At 59.6% G+C, this 17,365-nt stretch carries 18 protein-coding genes, 1 tRNA gene and 1 pseudogene; 9 read left to right on the forward strand and 11 right to left on the reverse strand.

Going from position 1 to position 17,365, the window contains the following annotated elements; genetic code table 11:
* Positions 1–173 precede the first annotated feature (173 nt).
* Positions 174–1,157, reverse strand: a complete 984-nt coding sequence (gene mbfA, locus AC13QY_RS17840; protein WP_113329866.1) for an iron exporter MbfA — start codon at positions 1,155–1,157, stop codon at positions 174–176.
* A 263-nt stretch (positions 1,158–1,420) separates the two neighbouring features.
* Between mbfA and AC13QY_RS17845 the strand changes: the two genes are divergently transcribed.
* Positions 1,421–1,888 (forward strand): group III truncated hemoglobin, encoded by a 468-nt coding sequence (locus tag AC13QY_RS17845; RefSeq protein ID WP_269245532.1) that lies wholly within the window; start codon positions 1,421–1,423, stop codon positions 1,886–1,888.
* A 65-nt stretch (positions 1,889–1,953) separates the two neighbouring features.
* On the opposite strand, the gene AC13QY_RS17850 is transcribed toward AC13QY_RS17845, so the two are convergent.
* On the reverse strand, positions 1,954–2,511 hold the full coding sequence (locus tag AC13QY_RS17850) for a DUF308 domain-containing protein (protein ID WP_113329864.1): 558 nt from the start codon (positions 2,509–2,511) through the stop codon (positions 1,954–1,956).
* 139 nt (positions 2,512–2,650) lie between these two features.
* Here AC13QY_RS17850 and AC13QY_RS17855 point away from each other — a divergent pair, with 139 nt between their 5' ends.
* On the forward strand, positions 2,651–3,235 hold the full coding sequence (locus AC13QY_RS17855; protein WP_113351416.1) for a TetR/AcrR family transcriptional regulator: 585 nt from the start codon (positions 2,651–2,653) through the stop codon (positions 3,233–3,235).
* 53 nt (positions 3,236–3,288) lie between these two features.
* Here the strand turns inward: AC13QY_RS17855 and AC13QY_RS17860 are convergent, their stop codons facing one another.
* Together AC13QY_RS17860 and AC13QY_RS17865 are read right to left on the reverse strand one after the other, a co-directional pair.
* Positions 3,289–4,203: an EamA family transporter gene (locus AC13QY_RS17860; protein ID WP_173002502.1), complete on the reverse strand. Its 915-nt coding sequence runs from the start codon at positions 4,201–4,203 to the stop codon at positions 3,289–3,291.
* A gap of 96 nt (positions 4,204–4,299) precedes the next feature.
* On the reverse strand, positions 4,300–5,325 hold the full coding sequence (locus tag AC13QY_RS17865) for a histone deacetylase family protein (protein ID WP_113351417.1): 1,026 nt from the start codon (positions 5,323–5,325) through the stop codon (positions 4,300–4,302).
* 148 nt (positions 5,326–5,473) lie between these two features.
* Here AC13QY_RS17865 and AC13QY_RS17870 point away from each other — a divergent pair, with 148 nt between their 5' ends.
* Positions 5,474–6,079 (forward strand): HAD-IA family hydrolase, encoded by a 606-nt coding sequence (locus tag AC13QY_RS17870; RefSeq protein WP_113351418.1) that lies wholly within the window; start codon positions 5,474–5,476, stop codon positions 6,077–6,079.
* 9 nt (positions 6,080–6,088) lie between these two features.
* Here the strand turns inward: AC13QY_RS17870 and AC13QY_RS17875 are convergent, their stop codons facing one another.
* On the reverse strand, positions 6,089–6,610 hold the full coding sequence (locus AC13QY_RS17875; protein WP_113351419.1) for a GNAT family N-acetyltransferase: 522 nt from the start codon (positions 6,608–6,610) through the stop codon (positions 6,089–6,091).
* Between the two features lie 16 nt (positions 6,611–6,626).
* Positions 6,627–7,199, reverse strand: a complete 573-nt coding sequence (locus AC13QY_RS17880) for a helix-turn-helix domain-containing protein (protein WP_113351420.1) — start codon at positions 7,197–7,199, stop codon at positions 6,627–6,629.
* 171 nt (positions 7,200–7,370) lie between these two features.
* Between AC13QY_RS17880 and lepA the strand changes: the two genes are divergently transcribed.
* Both lepA and AC13QY_RS17890 read left to right on the forward strand, forming a co-directional pair.
* The gene (gene lepA, locus AC13QY_RS17885) at positions 7,371–9,203 is read left to right on the forward strand and encodes a translation elongation factor 4 (RefSeq protein WP_488493755.1); all 1,833 of its coding nucleotides are present in this window, start codon (positions 7,371–7,373) and stop codon (positions 9,201–9,203) included.
* Positions 9,204–9,256: 53 nt separating this feature from the next.
* Positions 9,257–9,370: pseudogene (locus AC13QY_RS17890) on the forward strand (type II toxin-antitoxin system CcdA family antitoxin); the annotation flags it as partial.
* A gap of 23 nt (positions 9,371–9,393) precedes the next feature.
* On the opposite strand, the gene AC13QY_RS17895 reads toward AC13QY_RS17890, so the two are convergent.
* Together AC13QY_RS17895 and AC13QY_RS17900 are read right to left on the reverse strand one after the other, a co-directional pair.
* Complete coding sequence (locus AC13QY_RS17895) at positions 9,394–9,849, reverse strand: GFA family protein (RefSeq protein ID WP_488493756.1); 456 nt, start codon at positions 9,847–9,849, stop codon at positions 9,394–9,396.
* Positions 9,850–9,944: 95 nt separating this feature from the next.
* Positions 9,945–10,679: a type 1 glutamine amidotransferase gene (locus AC13QY_RS17900; RefSeq protein WP_488493757.1), complete on the reverse strand. Its 735-nt coding sequence runs from the start codon at positions 10,677–10,679 to the stop codon at positions 9,945–9,947.
* A 226-nt stretch (positions 10,680–10,905) separates the two neighbouring features.
* Between AC13QY_RS17900 and AC13QY_RS17905 the strand changes: the two genes are divergently transcribed.
* Positions 10,906–11,199 carry an Rdx family protein gene (locus AC13QY_RS17905; protein ID WP_034514177.1) on the forward strand — a complete coding sequence of 98 codons (294 nt, stop codon included), beginning with the start codon at positions 10,906–10,908 and terminating at the stop codon, positions 11,197–11,199.
* A 16-nt stretch (positions 11,200–11,215) separates the two neighbouring features.
* Here the strand turns inward: AC13QY_RS17905 and AC13QY_RS17910 are convergent, their stop codons facing one another.
* Entirely contained in the window at positions 11,216–11,644 is a 429-nt protein-coding gene (locus tag AC13QY_RS17910; protein ID WP_113329855.1) for a BA14K family protein, read from the reverse strand.
* A gap of 189 nt (positions 11,645–11,833) precedes the next feature.
* Here AC13QY_RS17910 and AC13QY_RS17915 point away from each other — a divergent pair, with 189 nt between their 5' ends.
* From AC13QY_RS17915 to AC13QY_RS17925, 3 genes are all read left to right on the forward strand, one after another.
* Complete coding sequence (locus AC13QY_RS17915; protein WP_488493769.1) at positions 11,834–13,255, forward strand: phosphomannomutase; 1,422 nt, start codon at positions 11,834–11,836, stop codon at positions 13,253–13,255.
* A gap of 92 nt (positions 13,256–13,347) precedes the next feature.
* Positions 13,348–13,432 (forward strand) — tRNA-Leu (locus AC13QY_RS17920).
* A 110-nt stretch (positions 13,433–13,542) separates the two neighbouring features.
* Positions 13,543–15,126, forward strand: a complete 1,584-nt coding sequence (locus tag AC13QY_RS17925; RefSeq protein ID WP_488493758.1) for a tyrosine-type recombinase/integrase — start codon at positions 13,543–13,545, stop codon at positions 15,124–15,126.
* Between the two features lie 295 nt (positions 15,127–15,421).
* Here the strand turns inward: AC13QY_RS17925 and AC13QY_RS17930 are convergent, their stop codons facing one another.
* Together AC13QY_RS17930 and AC13QY_RS17935 are read right to left on the reverse strand one after the other, a co-directional pair.
* Entirely contained in the window at positions 15,422–16,516 is a 1,095-nt protein-coding gene (locus AC13QY_RS17930) for an MrcB family domain-containing protein (RefSeq protein ID WP_488493759.1), read from the reverse strand.
* A gap of 113 nt (positions 16,517–16,629) precedes the next feature.
* On the reverse strand, positions 16,630–17,365 hold a 736-nt coding region (locus AC13QY_RS17935), incomplete at its 5' end, for a TOPRIM nucleotidyl transferase/hydrolase domain-containing protein (RefSeq protein ID WP_488493760.1).

A 17,365-nucleotide genomic window follows, 5' to 3' on the forward strand; every position in this document is an offset into this window, starting at 1 on the left:
TGGCGGCGGAAGGCGTTCCGAAGTTTAACATTTCGTGATCTCGGAGTGTCTTTGCCCTTCCGGATGCGACAAAACATTGCCCATCCCTCACCGCCGGCCTTTCGTTTGGGCTCGGGGCGTTCGGCGCTCGAAACGATTCACCGGATCGTTTCGTCGGCTATGCCGAACGCGTCTCACCCATTTCCGATCAGAATGCCGGCACCCAGCACCAGCGAGCCGCCGAGGACGACCTGGAAGGCAGCCCGCAGGAACGGCGTCTCCATATATTTGTTCTGGATGAAGGCGATGGCCCAAAGCTCGAAGAAGACGACGATTGCGGCCGTAATCGTCGCGGTCCAGAAATGCGGGATAAGGTAGGGCAGCGCATGGCCAAGGCCGCCGAGCGCGGTCATGATGCCGCAGGCAAGGCCGCGCTTGATCGGCGAACCGCGACCGGAGATCTTGCCGTCGTCATGGGCTGCCTCGGTGAAACCCATGGAGATACCGGCGCCGACCGAAGCCGAAAGGCCGACGAGAAAGGTCTGCCAGGTCTGCTGCGTGGCGAAGGCGGCGGCAAAGATCGGCGCGAGCGTGGAGACAGAGCCATCCATCAGCCCGGCGAGACCCGGCTGCACATAGGTCAGCACGAACTGGCGGCGCGCCTGTGCATCTTCCTCGTGCTTGACCTCTTCCGGCGTATGCTTCTCGCCAAGCAGGCGGGCAACATCTTCATGACCCTGCTCGGCAAGTGCGAGATCGCCGAGAAGCTGGCGCGTCGAGGCATCGGATACCTGCTTGGCTGCTTCGACATAGAAATTATAGGCCTGCTGCTCCATCGCCTCGGCCTCGTCGCGCATGGCATCGAGGGAGAGGTTCTTGCGCAGCCAATCGGGTTTGCGCTCGTAAAAGCCGCGCACATGCTCGCGCCTGATCAGCGGGATACGCTCGCCGAAGCGGCGGCGGTGCATGTCGATCAATGTCTTGCGATGCGTATCCTCGACCTCGGCCATGTCCTCGAAAACCTTGGCGGACTCGGGATAATGCGGGCGGAGCGTATCGGCATAGGCGAGATAAATGCGTGAATCGTCTTCCTCTGCCGCAATGGCAATCGCCAGAATCTCCTGTTCGGAAAGAGAGGTGAAGGGACGTTTCGACGGGCGGAATAAGCCTAGCAGCATCGGGGCAACCTCATAACTTTAGAATTATTCTAATTCTAAAGTCGGCAATTGCGCTGGTCAAGCACGGAGACGTCATTGCGGAGGGAAAATCGTGCCGGAAAATTTGTGGCCCGCCGAACGGGGCCGCGGAAAATAGTAACGCGACTTTGACAGATTGCCGCAACATCTCCATGACGTCTTGGTCGCGCTGAGAAATTGCATACATAGGGACCTGAAAGACGTCGGAGCAGCGGTTCTCCACGCGCCGGCACTCGGAGAATATTATGGAAAACGAGATACAGGCTAGCGCCGCCCATCTGGCCGGCATCCGCGAAAGGGCCGAGGCGGAGATGGCGCGGATGGGCATCGATCCCGCCTTCATCGACAGGCTGGTCGACACGTTCTATGGGCGCGTTCAGGCGCATCCCCGGCTCGGACCGGTCTTCGACGGGCGCCTTGCCGGGCGCTGGCCCGACCACATGGAAAAGATGAAGCGCTTCTGGTCCTCCGTTGCCTTCAAGAACGGCGCCTATGGCGGCAAACCGGTCCAGGCGCATCTCGGCGTCGAGGGCATGGCCGCCGACCTCTTTCCAGAATGGCTGGCGCTTTTCTCCGAAACCCTTGCCGATATCGCGCCTTCCAAAGAGGCAAGAGACTGGTTCATGGCGACGGCCGAGCGCATCGCCAAGAGCCTGACGCTCTCACTCTTCTATAATCCAGCGCTGGACGATCCCGCGAGAACGACGGCTTAAGGCAGGCCGCGCGAAAATACGGCGGCAAGTCACTTCAAACTCGCCGCCACAAGATCACGCAGCGCCTATGCATGTGCTTTGCGATAGGCCGTGACCGCAAGCCAGATTGCGGAAAGCAGGAAATAGAAGGCTCCGAACGCCGCGTAGGGGACGATATCCAGAATGGTCGGCTCGACCGTGCCGAGGGATCGGCTGAGCATGAAACCGCCAGCAAGCGCCGACTGCGCGCCGCTCAGGATCATTACCCATTGAGCGCCGTAGATACGCCAGCGCCTCACGCCGGTGTAGAGTTGCAGCAAGCCCGAGAGGATCGCCCAAGCCCCAAACACGGCCAGGACGGCATAGGTGCTATTGTAGGCGGCCACGACAACGGCGAGCGCCGTGACGATGCTGACGACAACATTCAACGCCTGGGACGGATTGACCTTCAGGCCGCCGTTAACCCGGGCGTCGACCAGATTGGCGAGGGCATCCCAGACAGGATAGATCACCAGCAGAAACGCGGCGGATGGCGGTTTTGCGCTGAGGAAGATCGCGGCTGCAATCCAGACGATCGAGAACAGGGCACGTGTAAAATAGTAGGATTGCAGCCAGTTGGGCTGCGATGAAATGCGACTTTGCATCGGGAGGCTCCTTGTATTTACCTACCTACTAGTAGGAAGATACACTCAGTAAGTCAACACAGGCTCGAACACCGTTTCGTGAGAGCCAGAAGTGGTGCGGCAATCTTGACAACCAGCCTACCAAAAGGTAGGCAGCGATATGAAATCAATAACTTCCACTTCAGAAAAAATTCTCGACATCGCACAGGCTCTTATCGTGGCCGGAGGCTACAACGGCTTCAGCTATGCCGACATCTCCGCTGCGATCGGCATCCGGAAGGCAAGCATCCACCATCACTTTCCGACAAAGGCCGAACTAGTTTCGGTGCTGGTGGGCCGTTACAGGCAGCAGACGGAAGCGGGTCTGAAGTCTTTGCGCGAAAGCATCTCGAGCCCCGCTGAACAGCTGCAGGCCTATGTGAGCTACTGGCACTCATGCATTCGGGACGCCTCCCTGCCCTTCTGCGTCTGTGCGATGCTTGCCAGCGAGATGCAGATGCTGCCGGAAGAGGTCGCATCCCAGGTGCGAGGCCATTTTCATAGCCTCGCCGTATGGCTTACGTCGGTGCTGCAGGCGGGAAGCGAGAATGGCCTCTTCCGGCTGAACAAACGGCCCGAGGAAGAGGCGCAAATCCTGATGGCCTCGGTTCATGGAGCAATGCTCTCGGCGAGAGCTTTCGGCGATCCAGAACTGTTCATCGCAATCGTTGCACCCCAGATCGCCAGGCTTCAAGCCGCGGATTGACGGAGAGTTGCCGGGCCAAACTCAAAGCAACGACGGCTTACCCCCCGCCAGTCTTAGCCTTTCGCAGCGAAGATCGTCGCCCCGATACTGGCTGCAACAACAAGCGCGGTGCCGAACATCTGAGACGGCGTCATCGGCTGCGACAGGATGACGAAGCCGGCAAAGGCGCCGATGGCAGGCTCGAGGCTCATGAGGATGCCGAAGGACGAGGTGGGCATGCGCCGCAGCGCCACCATTTCCAGCACATAGGGCATCAGCGGAACGAGCAGCGCAAGCCCGGCTATTTCGAGCAGGCCGAAGGCCGTCAGATGCGGGACAGCCGAGGCAAAGCCGAAGGGGGTGGAAACGACCGCTGCAACCAGCAGCGACATGGAAAGCCCCTCGAGGCCCTGAAAGGCATTGCCGACCTTCTTCGTCAAAAGAATGTAGCAGGCCCAGCCCGCGCCTGCGCCGATGGCAAAGAGAATGCCGGGGAGATTGCCGACCCATTCTTCGCCATCATAGGCCAGGAGCAGAACGCCGATTGCCGCAAGGATTGGCCAGAGAAGTTGGCGGCTGAGTCCGAAGCCGAGGGTCGCAACCAGCAGCGGCCCGAGAAATTCGATGGCGACGGCAAGCCCTAGGGGAATGCGCGCGATTGCCGAAAAGAAAGAAGTCGTCATCAGCGCCGAGACTGTGCCGAGCGCCAGCACGCCGAGCCATTGCGAGCGGCTGTAGCTCGTGATCTTCGGGCGAACGATGATCGCCAACGCGATGGAGGCGAAGACGAGCCGCAGCCACGTTGCGCCCGCCGGCCCATAGGCGTTGATGATCGGAGCCGACAGGGCCGAGCCGAACTGGATTGACGACATCGACATCACGCACATCAGCACGCCGGCAGCAATGCCGCCGGTCGATGGCGCGACATCCGGATGCGGCATCAGCCCCGCGCCGCCATCCGATCCACTGTCGACAAGCTTCTGTTCCATAAACACCCCCAACTAGGCGGCGTTTTAGAGGCGTGGCCATGCAGTGGCAAATTCAAACTTTTCATCCTGCGATCAGGCACTTTGATGCAAGACGCCTCAGGCTTCGAGACCCTTCAGCACATTGGCGACGTTCAGCCCGATCTCGGGCACGCCATAGCCACCCTCCATGCAGACGAGGACGGGCAGGCCTGCGGCAGCAACCCGCTCGCCCATGCGGATGAAGTCCTGCGATGTCAGCCTGAAGAAGGAGATCGGATCGCGCTCGAACGTATCGACACCGAGTGAAAGCACGATCGCCTCCGCACCGAAGGCCTTGATGCGGGCAAGCGCATCGTCGAGCGCCGCCGACCAGACCTCCCAAAGCGTGCCGCGCGGCATGGGGTAATTGCGGTTGGCGCCCAAGCCCTCACCCTCGCCTTCCTCATCAGCATGGCCAAGGAAATAGGGAAAGGCGTGGATGGGATCACCATGCAAGGACGCTGTGAAAACATCGCCGCGTCGGTAGAAAAGGTCCTGCGTGCCGTTGCCGTGATGGAAATCGACATCGAGCACCGCCACCTTGGCCGCGCCGTGATCACGCAGCCGCTGCGCCGCGACGCCGGCATTGTTGATGAAGCAATAACCGCCGAAGAGATCGATGCCGGCATGATGGCCGGGCGGCCGGCAAAGTGCGAAGACGAAGCGGTTGCCGGCGTTGAGCCAGTCGGCGCCTGTCAGAGCGCAGCGCATGGAAGCGAGCGCCGCCTCATAGGACCCTTTCGTGATCGAGGTATCGGCCGCGTTGGCATAATGGCCGATCATGCCGACGATATTGTCAGGCACGCGCTGGCTGGTGCGCCTGACGGGAAAGGAATTGGCGATCGCCTCACCCGTATAGCCGGCGGCGACCCAGCGCTCCCAGACCGCGCCGAGAAAATCGAGATAGGCCGGATCATGCACCTTTCGCGCCGTTTCCAGCCCGTGGGCATGAGGTGCAACCACATCGGCAAAGCCGGCTTCCTTCACGGCGGCAAGGATCCATTCGGCGCGGAAGGGCGCCTCGAAGGGTGTGACGAGCTGGCCATCATGCAGCTCGGTCTTCGCGTCTCTGAGCTTGTGATCCTCCGAATAGATGACCCGCATGTTCGCCTCCCCATCGCCCACTTAGTTCTGCTGATGACACGAAGGCTTACATGCATCGCGTCCGAGAAAAAAGGGTGACATGCAATCTTGAATGCTGCTGCAAACAACTGCACCTTCCGCCTGCGTTTGAGGAATTGGAGGCGGCCGCATGAAACTCCTGATGGTCGATGTCGACGGCGTGTTGGTGCACGGCCGGCCAAGTGACGGATTGCCGCTGTTCACCTATCTGGAGCGCGATCTGGGCTTGCGGCTGGATGTGCTTCAACAGGCATTCTTCAAAACCTGCTGGGTCGATATCGTCACCGGCCGCGATGCGCTGGAGCCGAAGCTTGCAGAAGTTCTCGGCAAAATCGCTCCTCATCTCAGTGCCCGAACGCTGATCGACTACTGGTTCGAGAATGACTCCCGCCTGGACCACGACCTGCTCGACGATCTCGCCGCCCTGCGGGCCGGGGGAACGAGGATGTTCCTTGCGACCAATCAGGAGCATATGCGCGCCGCCTATCTGATGGGCGAACTCGGGCTCTCCTCCCGCTTCGACGGCATCTTCTATTCTGCCGCCCTCGGCTATCAGAAGCCAGCAGCCGAATTCTTCCGGCTGGCAACCGAACGTGTCGGGATATCCGCAAGCGAGATCGGCTTCATTGATGATGTGGAGGCCAATATCGAGGCCGCGCGGCACTTCGGCTGGAAGGCGATGCAATGGACAGCGGGATCGACATTGCAAGACGCCATTGCCGCCTTCTCAGCCTGAATAGCCTTCTCAGGCTGCAATGCGCTTATAGAAAATGGTCGTGTCGCAAAGGCCGCCCTCCGGCCACATCGCATAATCCGGCACGACGCCGACGCGCTGCCAGCCGAGGCGCGGATAGATCGCCTCGGCATCGCTGCCGGTTGCCGTATCGAGCACAAGCAGGGTCTTGCCGATACGGGCTGCCTCGCGCTCAGCGGCCTCCATCAAGAGGCGGGCAAGGCCCTTACCCCGCGCGGATCGGTGCACCAGCAACTTCTTGAGATCGCCGCGATGGGGCTGGTTCGGCATCTGGGCTGCGCCCACCTGCACCGTGCCTACGACCCTGCCCTCGATCACGGCGACAAAAAGCAATGTCCCGCCGCTTTCGACGCTGTCTGCGACGCTCTGCCAATAAGGCAATGCGTCGGCAGGCATATAAGGCTGCATGAAGCCGACGGAAGCGCCGCCATTGACGCAATCGGCAAGCACATCGCAGAGATCCCGCAGGACAGTGCGAGCCTCAACGGCGGAGAGAAGACGAATATCGGGCATGAGAAGGTCCTTGGGTTTATGAACGGCCGCGATCGAGGATGACGCTGTAGCGCGCCGGCACCTCGCCGGGATTGTGGAAGGCGTGGCCATCTCCGACGCCCATGAAGAGGCAATCGCCAGGCATGAGGCGGTGCACGATGTCGCGGTGCGTCACCTCCATTTCGCCCTCGAACAGCCAGACATGCTGGGTCATGCCGGCACTTGCCGAATTCGGCGGGAAGATGACGCGCGCGCCGGCGGGGAAGATGACTTCGACGACATCGACATTCGAGTCGGTTCCCGGCGGCGAGACGGCGCGTCTGACATAGCCGGTTCCCGGGTCGCGCCAGATCGCCTGCTGATCGCGGCGGGCAAGCGGCGACACCTCCTTGTCCTCCTCGGCAAAAAAGGCCGAAAGCGAAAGTCCAAGCGCTGCGCAGAGCCGCGACAATAGCGAGGCCGTCGGGCTCGCCTCCGCCCGCTCGATGCGCGAGATCATGGCACGGCTGACGGCCGAGGCATTGGCAAGCTCATCCAGCGTCAGGCCGCGGGCGATGCGCAGCTCCTTGATGCGCGCACCGATCGCCAGTTCCAGATCATCATCCGCCATGACTCATGTCTCACGCTTCGTGATTCTACTATATGAGAAATACATGATCTCATGATGGAATCAAGAGCATTGTGACACTCGGCAGCTGCGAGCCAGAAAAGGCTAACATAACGTGAAGATACCAGCCAAAGCCCCGCTTTTCCGCTTTGCGGCGCGGGGCGGCGCTGCTATATGGCGCGCATGAGCACCAATTCCACCACTCCGCTTTCGCATATCCGCAACTTCTCGATCGTGGCCCATATCGACCACGGCAAATCGACGTTGGCCGACCGCCTGATCCAGACAACGGGCGGCCTTGCCGAGCGCGAGATGTCGGAGCAGGTGCTTGATAATATGGAGATCGAGCGCGAGCGCGGTATCACCATCAAGGCCCAGACCGTGCGCCTGCACTACAAGGCTCAGAACGGCGAGACCTATATCCTCAACCTGATCGACACGCCCGGACACGTCGACTTCGCCTATGAAGTCTCGCGCTCGCTATCGGCCTGCGAGGGCTCGCTGCTTGTCGTCGACGCCTCTCAGGGTGTTGAAGCGCAGACGCTTGCCAACGTCTATCAGGCGATCGACAACAATCACGAGCTTGTCACCGTCCTCAACAAGATCGACCTGCCGGCAGCCGAACCCGACCGCATCAAGGAACAGATTGAGGAAGTGATCGGCATCGACGCCTCGGATGCCGTGCTGATTTCGGCCAAGACCGGCCTCGGCATTCCCGACGTTCTCGAAGCCATCGTGCACAAGCTGCCGGCGCCGAAAAGCGCGGGCGGCGAGAAGGCGCCGCTGAAGGCGCTGCTGGTCGACAGCTGGTACGACACCTATCTCGGCGTCATGGTTCTCGTGCGCATCATCGACGGCACGCTGACCAAGGGCCAGACCATCCGCATGATGGGCACGGACGCGAAGTACCAGATCGAGCGTGTCGGTGTTCTCACGCCGAAGATGGTCGCCGTTGACAGCCTAGGCCCCGGCGAGATCGGCTTCATCACCGCTTCGATCAAGGAAGTGGCCGACACCCGCGTCGGCGATACCATCACCGAGGACAAGCGTCCGACTGCCGAGGCTCTTCCGGGCTTCAAGCCAGCGCAGCCTGTCGTGTTCTGTGGCCTCTTCCCTGTCGATGCCGCCGATTTCGAGGATCTGCGTTCCGCCATGGGCAAGCTGCGCCTCAACGACGCCAGCTTCTCCTTCGAAATGGAATCGTCTGCCGCTCTCGGCTTCGGCTTCCGCTGCGGCTTCCTCGGCCTCTTGCATCTGGAAATCATCCAGGAGCGCCTGGAGCGCGAATTCAATCTCGACCTGATCGCGACGGCCCCTTCGGTCGTCTATCAACTCACCATGACCGACGGCACCGAGATCGAGCTGCACAATCCGGCCGACATGCCCGACGTCGTCAAGATTGCCGAATTCCGCGAGCCGTGGATCAAGGCGACGATCCTGACGCCGGACGATTATCTCGGCTCGATCCTGAAGCTTTGCCAGGACCGCCGCGGCATCCAGACCGAGCTGACCTATGTCGGCAACCGCGCCATGATCACCTACGATCTGCCGCTCAACGAAGTCGTCTTCGACTTCTACGACCGCCTGAAGTCGATTTCCAAGGGCTATGCCTCCTTCGACTACAGCCTGACCGACTATCGCGAGAGCGATCTGGTCAAGATGTCGATCCTCGTCAATGCCGAGCCGGTGGATGCGCTCTCCATGCTCGTGCACCGCTCCGCCGCCGAGAAGCGCGGCCGCGTCATGTGCGAGAAGCTGAAGGACCTGATCCCGCAGCATATGTTCCAGATCCCGATCCAGGCCGCCATCGGCGGGCGCATCATCGCTCGCGAGACGGTGAAGGCGCTGCGCAAGGACGTGACCGCCAAGTGCTACGGCGGCGACGCCACCCGCAAGCGCAAGCTGCTCGACAAGCAGAAGGAAGGCAAGAAGCGCATGCGGCAGTTCGGCAAGGTCGAAATCCCGCAGGAAGCGTTTATTGCCGCTCTGAAGATGGGGGATGAGTGAGCGACTCGAAGAGCGGTACCTCACCTCCCATTGAAGATAAGGCCGCTCGCGTCAGCAAGATTGAGCGCGAGCGTCTCTGGTTGATCGAAAATGCCGAGGCGATTGCAAAGGCAAATGCCTATGTCGAAAGACATGGTTTGCCTTTTGCACGATACCGTCAGTTCTGACAGCGGGCTTCACCACGTCAGCCTTACCCCTGCCCCATATACTCCTTCGTCAGCCCTTCATACTCCTCCATCGCCGGGAGCGCGGCAAAGCTGTGCTTGGCCGGCGTCGTCACCCATGGTAGCTTTTCGCTCGTCCAGGTCTCCATGAAGGGCGTGAACCAGGTGGCGTCGTCGAGCATGGTGGCGCGGACATTGACGAACCAGTCGACGCCTTCGAGCTTCGTAAATAGCCAGCTCATGCAATGCGGGCAGAAATAGTGATGGATGACATCGCCGTGCAAGCCGCCGATGACAGGCTCGCCTTGCGTCACCTCGAAGCCTTGCGAGGGGATGGCGGCGCTCAGCGAATAGGGACCGCCGGTCATGCGCTGGCAACCCGTGCAGTGGCAGGCCATGGTGAGCATCGGCTTGGCGCTGATCTTCAGCCGCACCTGCCCGCAACGGCAACCGCCCTCGTTCGGTAATTCCAGCGTGCTCATGATGTCATTTCCTCCCATGTCATGAATTATCGACGCGCGGCACATCGCTGTCGGATTCGACTGTCGCGCGATTAACTAGAGATTCTTTACGATCCTCAAGCCTCTGCGACCTGGGGAAGTTTCGCCTCAGCGCCAATCGTCCGCACCCAGGCCCTTGCGATGGCAAGGCCGGCCGTTTCGGCTGCCGCCGCATGCTTGGCGACAAGTTCCGGATAGCGATCGAGCCAGCCCGGCTCCTTACGCTCGATGGTGTCCCTGAATTCGCCGCGCCAGCGCTCGACCACGGCAGCATTGGCCTCGAAGTGGAATTGCGTGCCATAGGTGGCACGGCCGATGCGGAAGGCCTGGTTCGGCGTGACGCCATTGGCGGCAAGGCGCGTGGCTCCATCAGGCAAGGTAAAGGTGTCGCCATGCCATTCGAAGATGGTGAATTCGTCGCCGACATCGGTGAGCAACGGGTCTTTCCTGCCCTCGTCAGTGAGGCCGACCGTCTTCCAGCCGAATTCATGGGCGGTGCCGAGCAGATTTTCGGCCTCGTAGGCACGCGCTAGAATCTGGCTGCCGAGGCAGATGCCGAGCACGGCCTTGTCCTCGCTCTCGAAGCGGCGCATCAGTCCTGCCAGTTCGGGCAGATAGGGATGGGTGTGGTCGTCGCGGGCGCTCTGTTCGCCGCCGAGCACAACCAGAGCGTCCCAGGACCTCGTTTCCTTCGGCAAGGCCTCGCCGCCCCAGGGGCGAAACCAGTCGATCTCGGCTCCGGCCTCTTCGAGCGCTATGCCGAGAGCGCCGAGCGGGGTGTTCTTCATATTCTCGATGATGGCGACGCGCATACCGTTGATTCCCGAGCAATGTTACCACCAGAGATGAGCATGAGGCGGCAGGAGAGGCAAGTGGCCAGAGCGTTTCAACACTCAACGGAAATGTCGAACCACTCCGGCCGTCTGTCCTTGCGCAATTCCGGACGGAAAACCGCCTGGCACTTTTCCTGGAATTGCTTTGGCTTGCAGCGGACTAAAGTTGAGCCTAGATCTCAGCAAACAACGAAGGATCAGGACGATGAGCGACAAGCCGCGGATCACCATTCTCTACTGCACGCAATGCAACTGGCTGCTTCGCTCCGGCTGGATGGCGCAGGAGCTGCTGCAGACCTTTACCGACAGCCTTGGCGAAGTGGCGCTGATCCCCGGCACCGGCGGGGTCTTCGAAATCCGCATCGACGGCGAGCTGCTTTGGGAACGCAAGCGGGATGGCGGCTTTCCCGGGCCGAAGGAGCTGAAGCAGCGGGTGCGGGATGTCATCGACCCCGAACGCGATCTCGGCCATACCGACCGCGCATCGCTGGAGAGCTAGGCCCGCTGCGCGGGCATCAGTCGAAGGGCGAACGACAGGGCCTGGTACCGTTGTTGATCGTCGTATAGCTGTCGGTGCCGGGATTGTAGGTCCGGTAGCGCTCGGCGCACCAGGTCTGATGTCGCTTGAGCTGCTGGGCCGGCGAGGGATAGACTGTTCTCGGCGGTGGCGTAAAGGTTTCGCGCGGAGGAACCTGGACTCGCGGGCTGCCAAAGCGATTGAGGCCCCCGTTATAGGGCGGCGTGATCGGAAGCGGCTGACCTGGGCGGGTGTAGAACTGCCGCTCGCCGAAACCGAAACAGCCACGGGAATCGCAGATGACCGTATTGGTGCGCGGCGGAGTGATGAGCTTCCGGGAGTCCGAGGCGGCCGTAGCGAAATCCACCTGCGACAGCGAGGCAAGCGCGAGGACGCAGCCAAACGCGATCCTATGAAAAACAGCCATGACATACTCCTGTTCCAGACGCTGCGAACCTATGGCGGGCCGCCGCACCTCTTATCTTAGTTGGGGTCATGACGATGGCAAAACCAGTGCTGCTGCAACCGGAACCTATCGATCCACGATGAGTTGATCGCCGCCACCGCTTGCGCCATAACAGCCCAACCATTGCAAGGGAGATTGCCTGTGAGCAGCTTGAAATTCGGCACCAGCGGCCTTCGCGGCCTATCCGCAGACCTCACCGGACGGGCATCGGCGCTCTACGCGACAGCCTTTGCCCGCCATCTGCTGAAAAACGGCCATGCCAAACCGGGCGACCTCATCCTCGTCGGCCGCGATTTCCGCGAATCGAGCCCGGCAATCTCCGCCACCTGCATCGGCGCGCTGAAGCGGGCCGGCCTGACGCCGATCGACTGCGGCACATTGCCGACGCCGGCGCTGGCGCTTTACGGCCTGCAGCTGAAAGCCGCCTCGCTGATGATCACCGGCTCGCATATCCCCGCCGACCGCAACGGCATCAAATTCTATCGCCCTGATGGCGAAATCGACAAGCGCGACGAGGTGGCGATCAGCGAAGAGGCGCTTGCGATTGGCGATTCAGTGCTCGACGAAACCCCTGCCGAGGCGGAAAACCGCACGGCGGAGACGGAGGCGCTGTTCCTGGAGCGCAACAAGGGCCTGCTGCCTCCAGGCAGCCTCGCCGGCCTCACCATCGGCGTCTATCAGCACAGCACGGTGGCACGTGATCTCTTCGGTCAGGTGCTTACCCATTACGGCGCCCGCGTCGTGCCGCTCGGCCGCTCCGACAGCTTCATTCCGGTCGACACCGAAGCGGTCTCCGCCGAAACCATCCGCCTCATGAAGGCTTGGGCGCCCGAGCACGGCCTGGATGCCATCGTCTCGGCCGATGGCGACGGTGACCGGCCGCTGGTCGCGGACGAAACCGGCGAGCCCCTGCGCGGCGATCTGCTTGGCCTCATCGCAGCAAATTTCCTCGGCGCCGATGTTGTGGTGACGCCGGTCACCTCCAATTCCGGCATCGAGGCCGCTGGTTCCTATGCCGTCACCCGCACCCGCGTCGGCTCTCCCTATGTGATCGCCGGCATGGACGAGGCTATTGCGGCCGGCAAGACCAATGTCATGGGCTTCGAGGCCAATGGTGGTACGTTGACGGCCAGCCGCTTCACCGTCGAGGGAAAAGCTTTCGAGCCGCTGCCGACGCGCGACAGCTTTCTGCCGATTCTCGCGACGCTCTATACCGCCGCCAAGGCACGCAAATCGCTTTCGGCCGTTGCCAGCAGCTACCGCCTGCCCTTTGCCGCCGCCGACCGTCTGGAGAATTTTCCCGTAGAAACCAGTGCCGCGCTGATGGCCTATCTGCGCGCCTCCGACGCCAATCTTTCAGATTTCCTGAAGCCGATCGCGACGGTCGCTTCCAAGAGCGATATCGACGGCCTGCGGGTGACACTTGTGGATAACCGAATCATCCATTTCCGCCCTTCCGGCAACGCGCCGGAAATGCGCTGCTACGTGGAAGCATCGAGCGAAAGCGAGGCAAAGGCCCTGCTGGAACAGGGACTTGGCCTGATCAGCGCATGGGCTGCAGCCCGGGTTTGACCCGGGCTCCACCCGCTTTTTTCATGATTGCCACGAAAACTTCAAAAACCCTGTTGACACCGGACGGCCACCCCCTTACATGCGTGTCCGTCGCCCAGATGGCGGAATTGGTAGACGCGCAGGTTTCAGGTACCTGTGCCGCGAGGCGTGGAGGTTCGAGTCCTCTTCTGGGCACCATTCCATTTAGAACGTATTGATTACGTTCAACTTCCTGATATTGCTAGGTCTTTCGCTCACCCATTGCTACACACGGGTGACACACAGTGCATATCAGAATGGCAAGTCCGATGCGCCGTAAAGGCTCTACCTTTATCCAATTCCGAAAGCGCATTCCGAAGGACCTTTTCGGTAAAACCGGTGGCATAACGCTGGCCATTCCTGTCGGTGAAGAAGTCCTTCACACCGTGATGCGCGACAAGGCCGTCGAAGTAACAGTATCGCTACGAACGCGGGACCCAAGGGAAGCCAAGGAGCGGCAGGCTGTCGCTCTCGCTTATCTGAATAGCGTGTGGCAGGCACTCCGAGACGGACCGAAGCGTCTAACCCATAAACAGATAGCCGCACTTGCGGGAGAAGTGTACAACGCGCTTGTGGCGTCGTTTGAAGATGACCCCGGTTCGTCCGAAACATGGAAGCAAATCATCCAGCTACACGCAAAGGCCCTTTCAGGGGACCATGATGCGCGTGAAAGCTGGTTCGGTCCCACCGTTGACCAGACCTTAGCGAAACACCGACTCACCACAGACAATGACAGCCGTAACGCTCTCATAGATGCTGTTGGTGTCTCGCTATCGTTGGCTTCGGTACGCCTCGCACAGAATGCAGGAGGCGATTACAGCCCGGACACGATTGCGCCGCGTTACCCGCCGCTTGCACTACCAAAGGAGACCAAGGCCACCAAACCGCTACCGAACGGGTCTCAGACCATAACCGGATTGGCTGAAGGGTGGTGGCGCGAAGCTAAGGCCGCAGGCAGGGCTATCAGCACATATGACGCCTATTCGAGGGCGGCCAGGTTGCTCTCAGAGTTCTTAGGTCATGACGATGCACGAACAGTGACCGAAGACGATATCATAGCGTTTAAAGATCACCGGCTTTCCCAAGGCGTCGGCCTCAAGACGATCACTGGTGGCGACCTGCCCGGAATACGGCAGCTATATGTTTGGGGAATGGCCAACCGGAAAGTGAGCCACAACCCTGCCGAGGGCGTGAAGGTCGCAAAGGTGAAGAAGAAGCGGACCCGCGATCCCGGTTTCTCCGATCAGGAAGCAGTCGCTATTCTGTCCCACGCTTTCTATCACAAGCGCTCAGGGAAGGCCTCGGAACACCTGTCTAACGCCAAGAGATGGCTACCATGGCTTTGTGCTTACACAGGTGCACGCGTGGGGGAGATGGCCCAACTTCGGAAGCAAGACCTCCGTCAGGAGGATGGCCTCTGGATCATCAAGATTACCCCTGAGGCAGGTACCGTGAAGGATGGCGAGTTTAGAGAGGTTCCGCTGCATGCTCACCTCGTGGACATGGGATTTCCTGCGTTCGTGTCCAGAGCTAAAGAGGGCCACCTTTTTATGAAGGTGTTTGGCGACACCGACAAAGCCCAGCGAGCCGCATGGCGCACTACCAAGAACCGCGTGACGGACTTCGTTCGTGAGGTTGTCGAAGACCCTGAAGTTCAACCGAACCATGGCTGGCGACACCGGTTCAGGACCGAAGCCCGCAACGCTGGAATACCACGAGATATTAGCTTCGACATCACCGGGCATGATAGCAAGGATGAAGGCGACAAATACGGGACTGTCACCAACAAAGCCAAGGCCGCAGCTCTGGCTAAGTATCCGCGATATGAGGTGAAGCCTCTACAAAGTCCATGACCGGCTGCAAAGATGATCCTTTGCGGGACCCAAACACTCGGATGCGGAATGAAGCTATTTCGCGCAACACCCGCTGCAGTGACTGGCGATTTTTTTTGAGCAGAATATTTTTTGACAAAATCTCTGAAGTGGCATCACTATAGAGGCTCGCGCTAGTATCCCCCCGTACCCCGGTCGAGCTTCCCGATAGGGGATGGCACAATCTGAACAAATGGCCCCGCGATGCCAAGTCAGTCATTCAGCCTGCCATACCCCCAAATACCGTGCTTCGAATTCCGCACCAACCGCGATTGGGCTAGATCTTCACTTGATAGGCTAATGCCTTCATTTCGCACTGCGAAATATCCCATGGCTTCGAGATAACCAAGAGACCACCTGTCGCCACGGGCTCGATGCCTGCGGCCTCTCTGATCAGTTCGATACTGTGCACAACACAGAGCGCGTTGGCAGGATAGCGCTGTCGATGAACGTCCACCTCGTTCGCCGTTAGAATTATGTGCGTGCCTGCCGAAGTCGTCCCTTTCACCTCCACTATCAACTCTTCATCGTCGTTGCTGGCGACAATGTCATAAGGGGCCCAATCAGCTGTTACCTCGCAGGTATATCCCTTAGCCGCCAAATGATCTTCTGCCACCTTCATTGCACGATCTTCCACAACGCGCCTCTCGGCTGCAGTGAGGCCGAAACCTTGGCCTCCTTTTGTGCGACCACCTTCTGCAATGGCTTTGATTTCTGCCTGGGCTTTTATGAAGCTAGACGTACCCGAATTGGGCAAACGACCAAGGTCGTCTTGTTCATAGATAAGCCGAAGCATCTCAGCAAACATCAAAAGATCTTCCTCTAGGCCCGCTTCAGTGGGCAAATTGGAAATATCATACAACTTTGCGACAGGGGTCGATGCCTCATACGGACGCCCCAGCTTCCCCCGCCTACCAAGGTCAATCTTCTTTACAAGGTCAGTGTGCTGGGCAAAGTATGGCGAAAGTAGCCTGCCTGCCCATTCCATTAGGGGTGCAACTTCTTCGGCCGGTTTCGCTTTGAACTCGCCCCCAGTCCAATCCGTCGACCCGTGGCTCAGACAGAGGTATAATTTTTCGCCTTCCGAGTGAAAGAGAAGGACGAGATACCAGCCATTGCGCGGGTCTGGGGAGCGCTCACGAGAGAATATCCTAACCCAGGGGATTGCGGTCTTTCGTCCCGATCCATCGCGTCCGACAACTCCAACGTCCTCTTCCTCGACGTTTAGCCTGAGAGACAAGGCAGGCGTAAGGCGACGCAGCGCCTCTGGAAGTGTGTCCCGAACTAGTCTACCGCGCTCCTGCATTGCCGGAGTGTTCTCCGCAGTCCATTCGGCTTGCAGTTCGATGATCCGTTCAATAATATCTAACAAGCTATGTGCCCCGGTTAATGATGACCAGGATAAGTTGCACAAAGCTCGTTAATCAACACTTACACGATGTAGTGGCACCAAACGCCAAGTAAATATCTGACTATCGGTTAGACCTACTCAGGTTGCGTTTCCTCGGGCGCATTGGGCAGCGAAGTTGCAGTCGCTGGCACTGTGGCGGGTTCCTCTGCAGCAACGGCGGCTTCTAGCTCCGCAACGTTGTTATACGCCAACACTCCAGCCGGTGCGTCATCACGTTCAAATAGGAGGTAATCGAGCAGCCACTGGACTCGCTCCCAAGCCAAGGCTTCTTTGCGCATTCTCATGACTGTCGCAAATGGCTTATCGCTCGAGGCCGTTGTCCCGAACATCGCATGTTCAAAGTCAATCACACTTGCAGCCAAACGCACGGCAGAGGGCTCCGGCGCATCTTTGACCACAGCGAGAATACGCTCATTGGCGGTCCAAGCAGCGTTCCCATTGCCATTCTTGTCTTTTGGACGGTCGGTATCGTGAAGCACAGCATAAGGGGTGCCAAAGTGGTTCAAGATCTTGGCGATGATCGGGACGATAAACTTTCCTCTGGCACGAACGACATGGACGTCACGATACTTTGTTGGATTGCTCAAAACGACTTCCCTAAACGCGGAATACTCCGTGTCCCCTTCGACGACTATCGTTCGTCCACCAAAGAAAAATTCAGCGACGTAGGGATCCCACTGGTTTAGTAACTTCAACAAATCCTTGTCTTCATCGCTGAGTTTAACCTTGTCGGGCCGAAAAACAGTCGTCCCTTGGATGGCCCCGGCCACGGAGCGAGAAACCCTGACAATTGTCGTGTTGTCTCTTGAG

The organism is Martinezella sp. CNPSo 3795 (assembly GCF_057784475.1).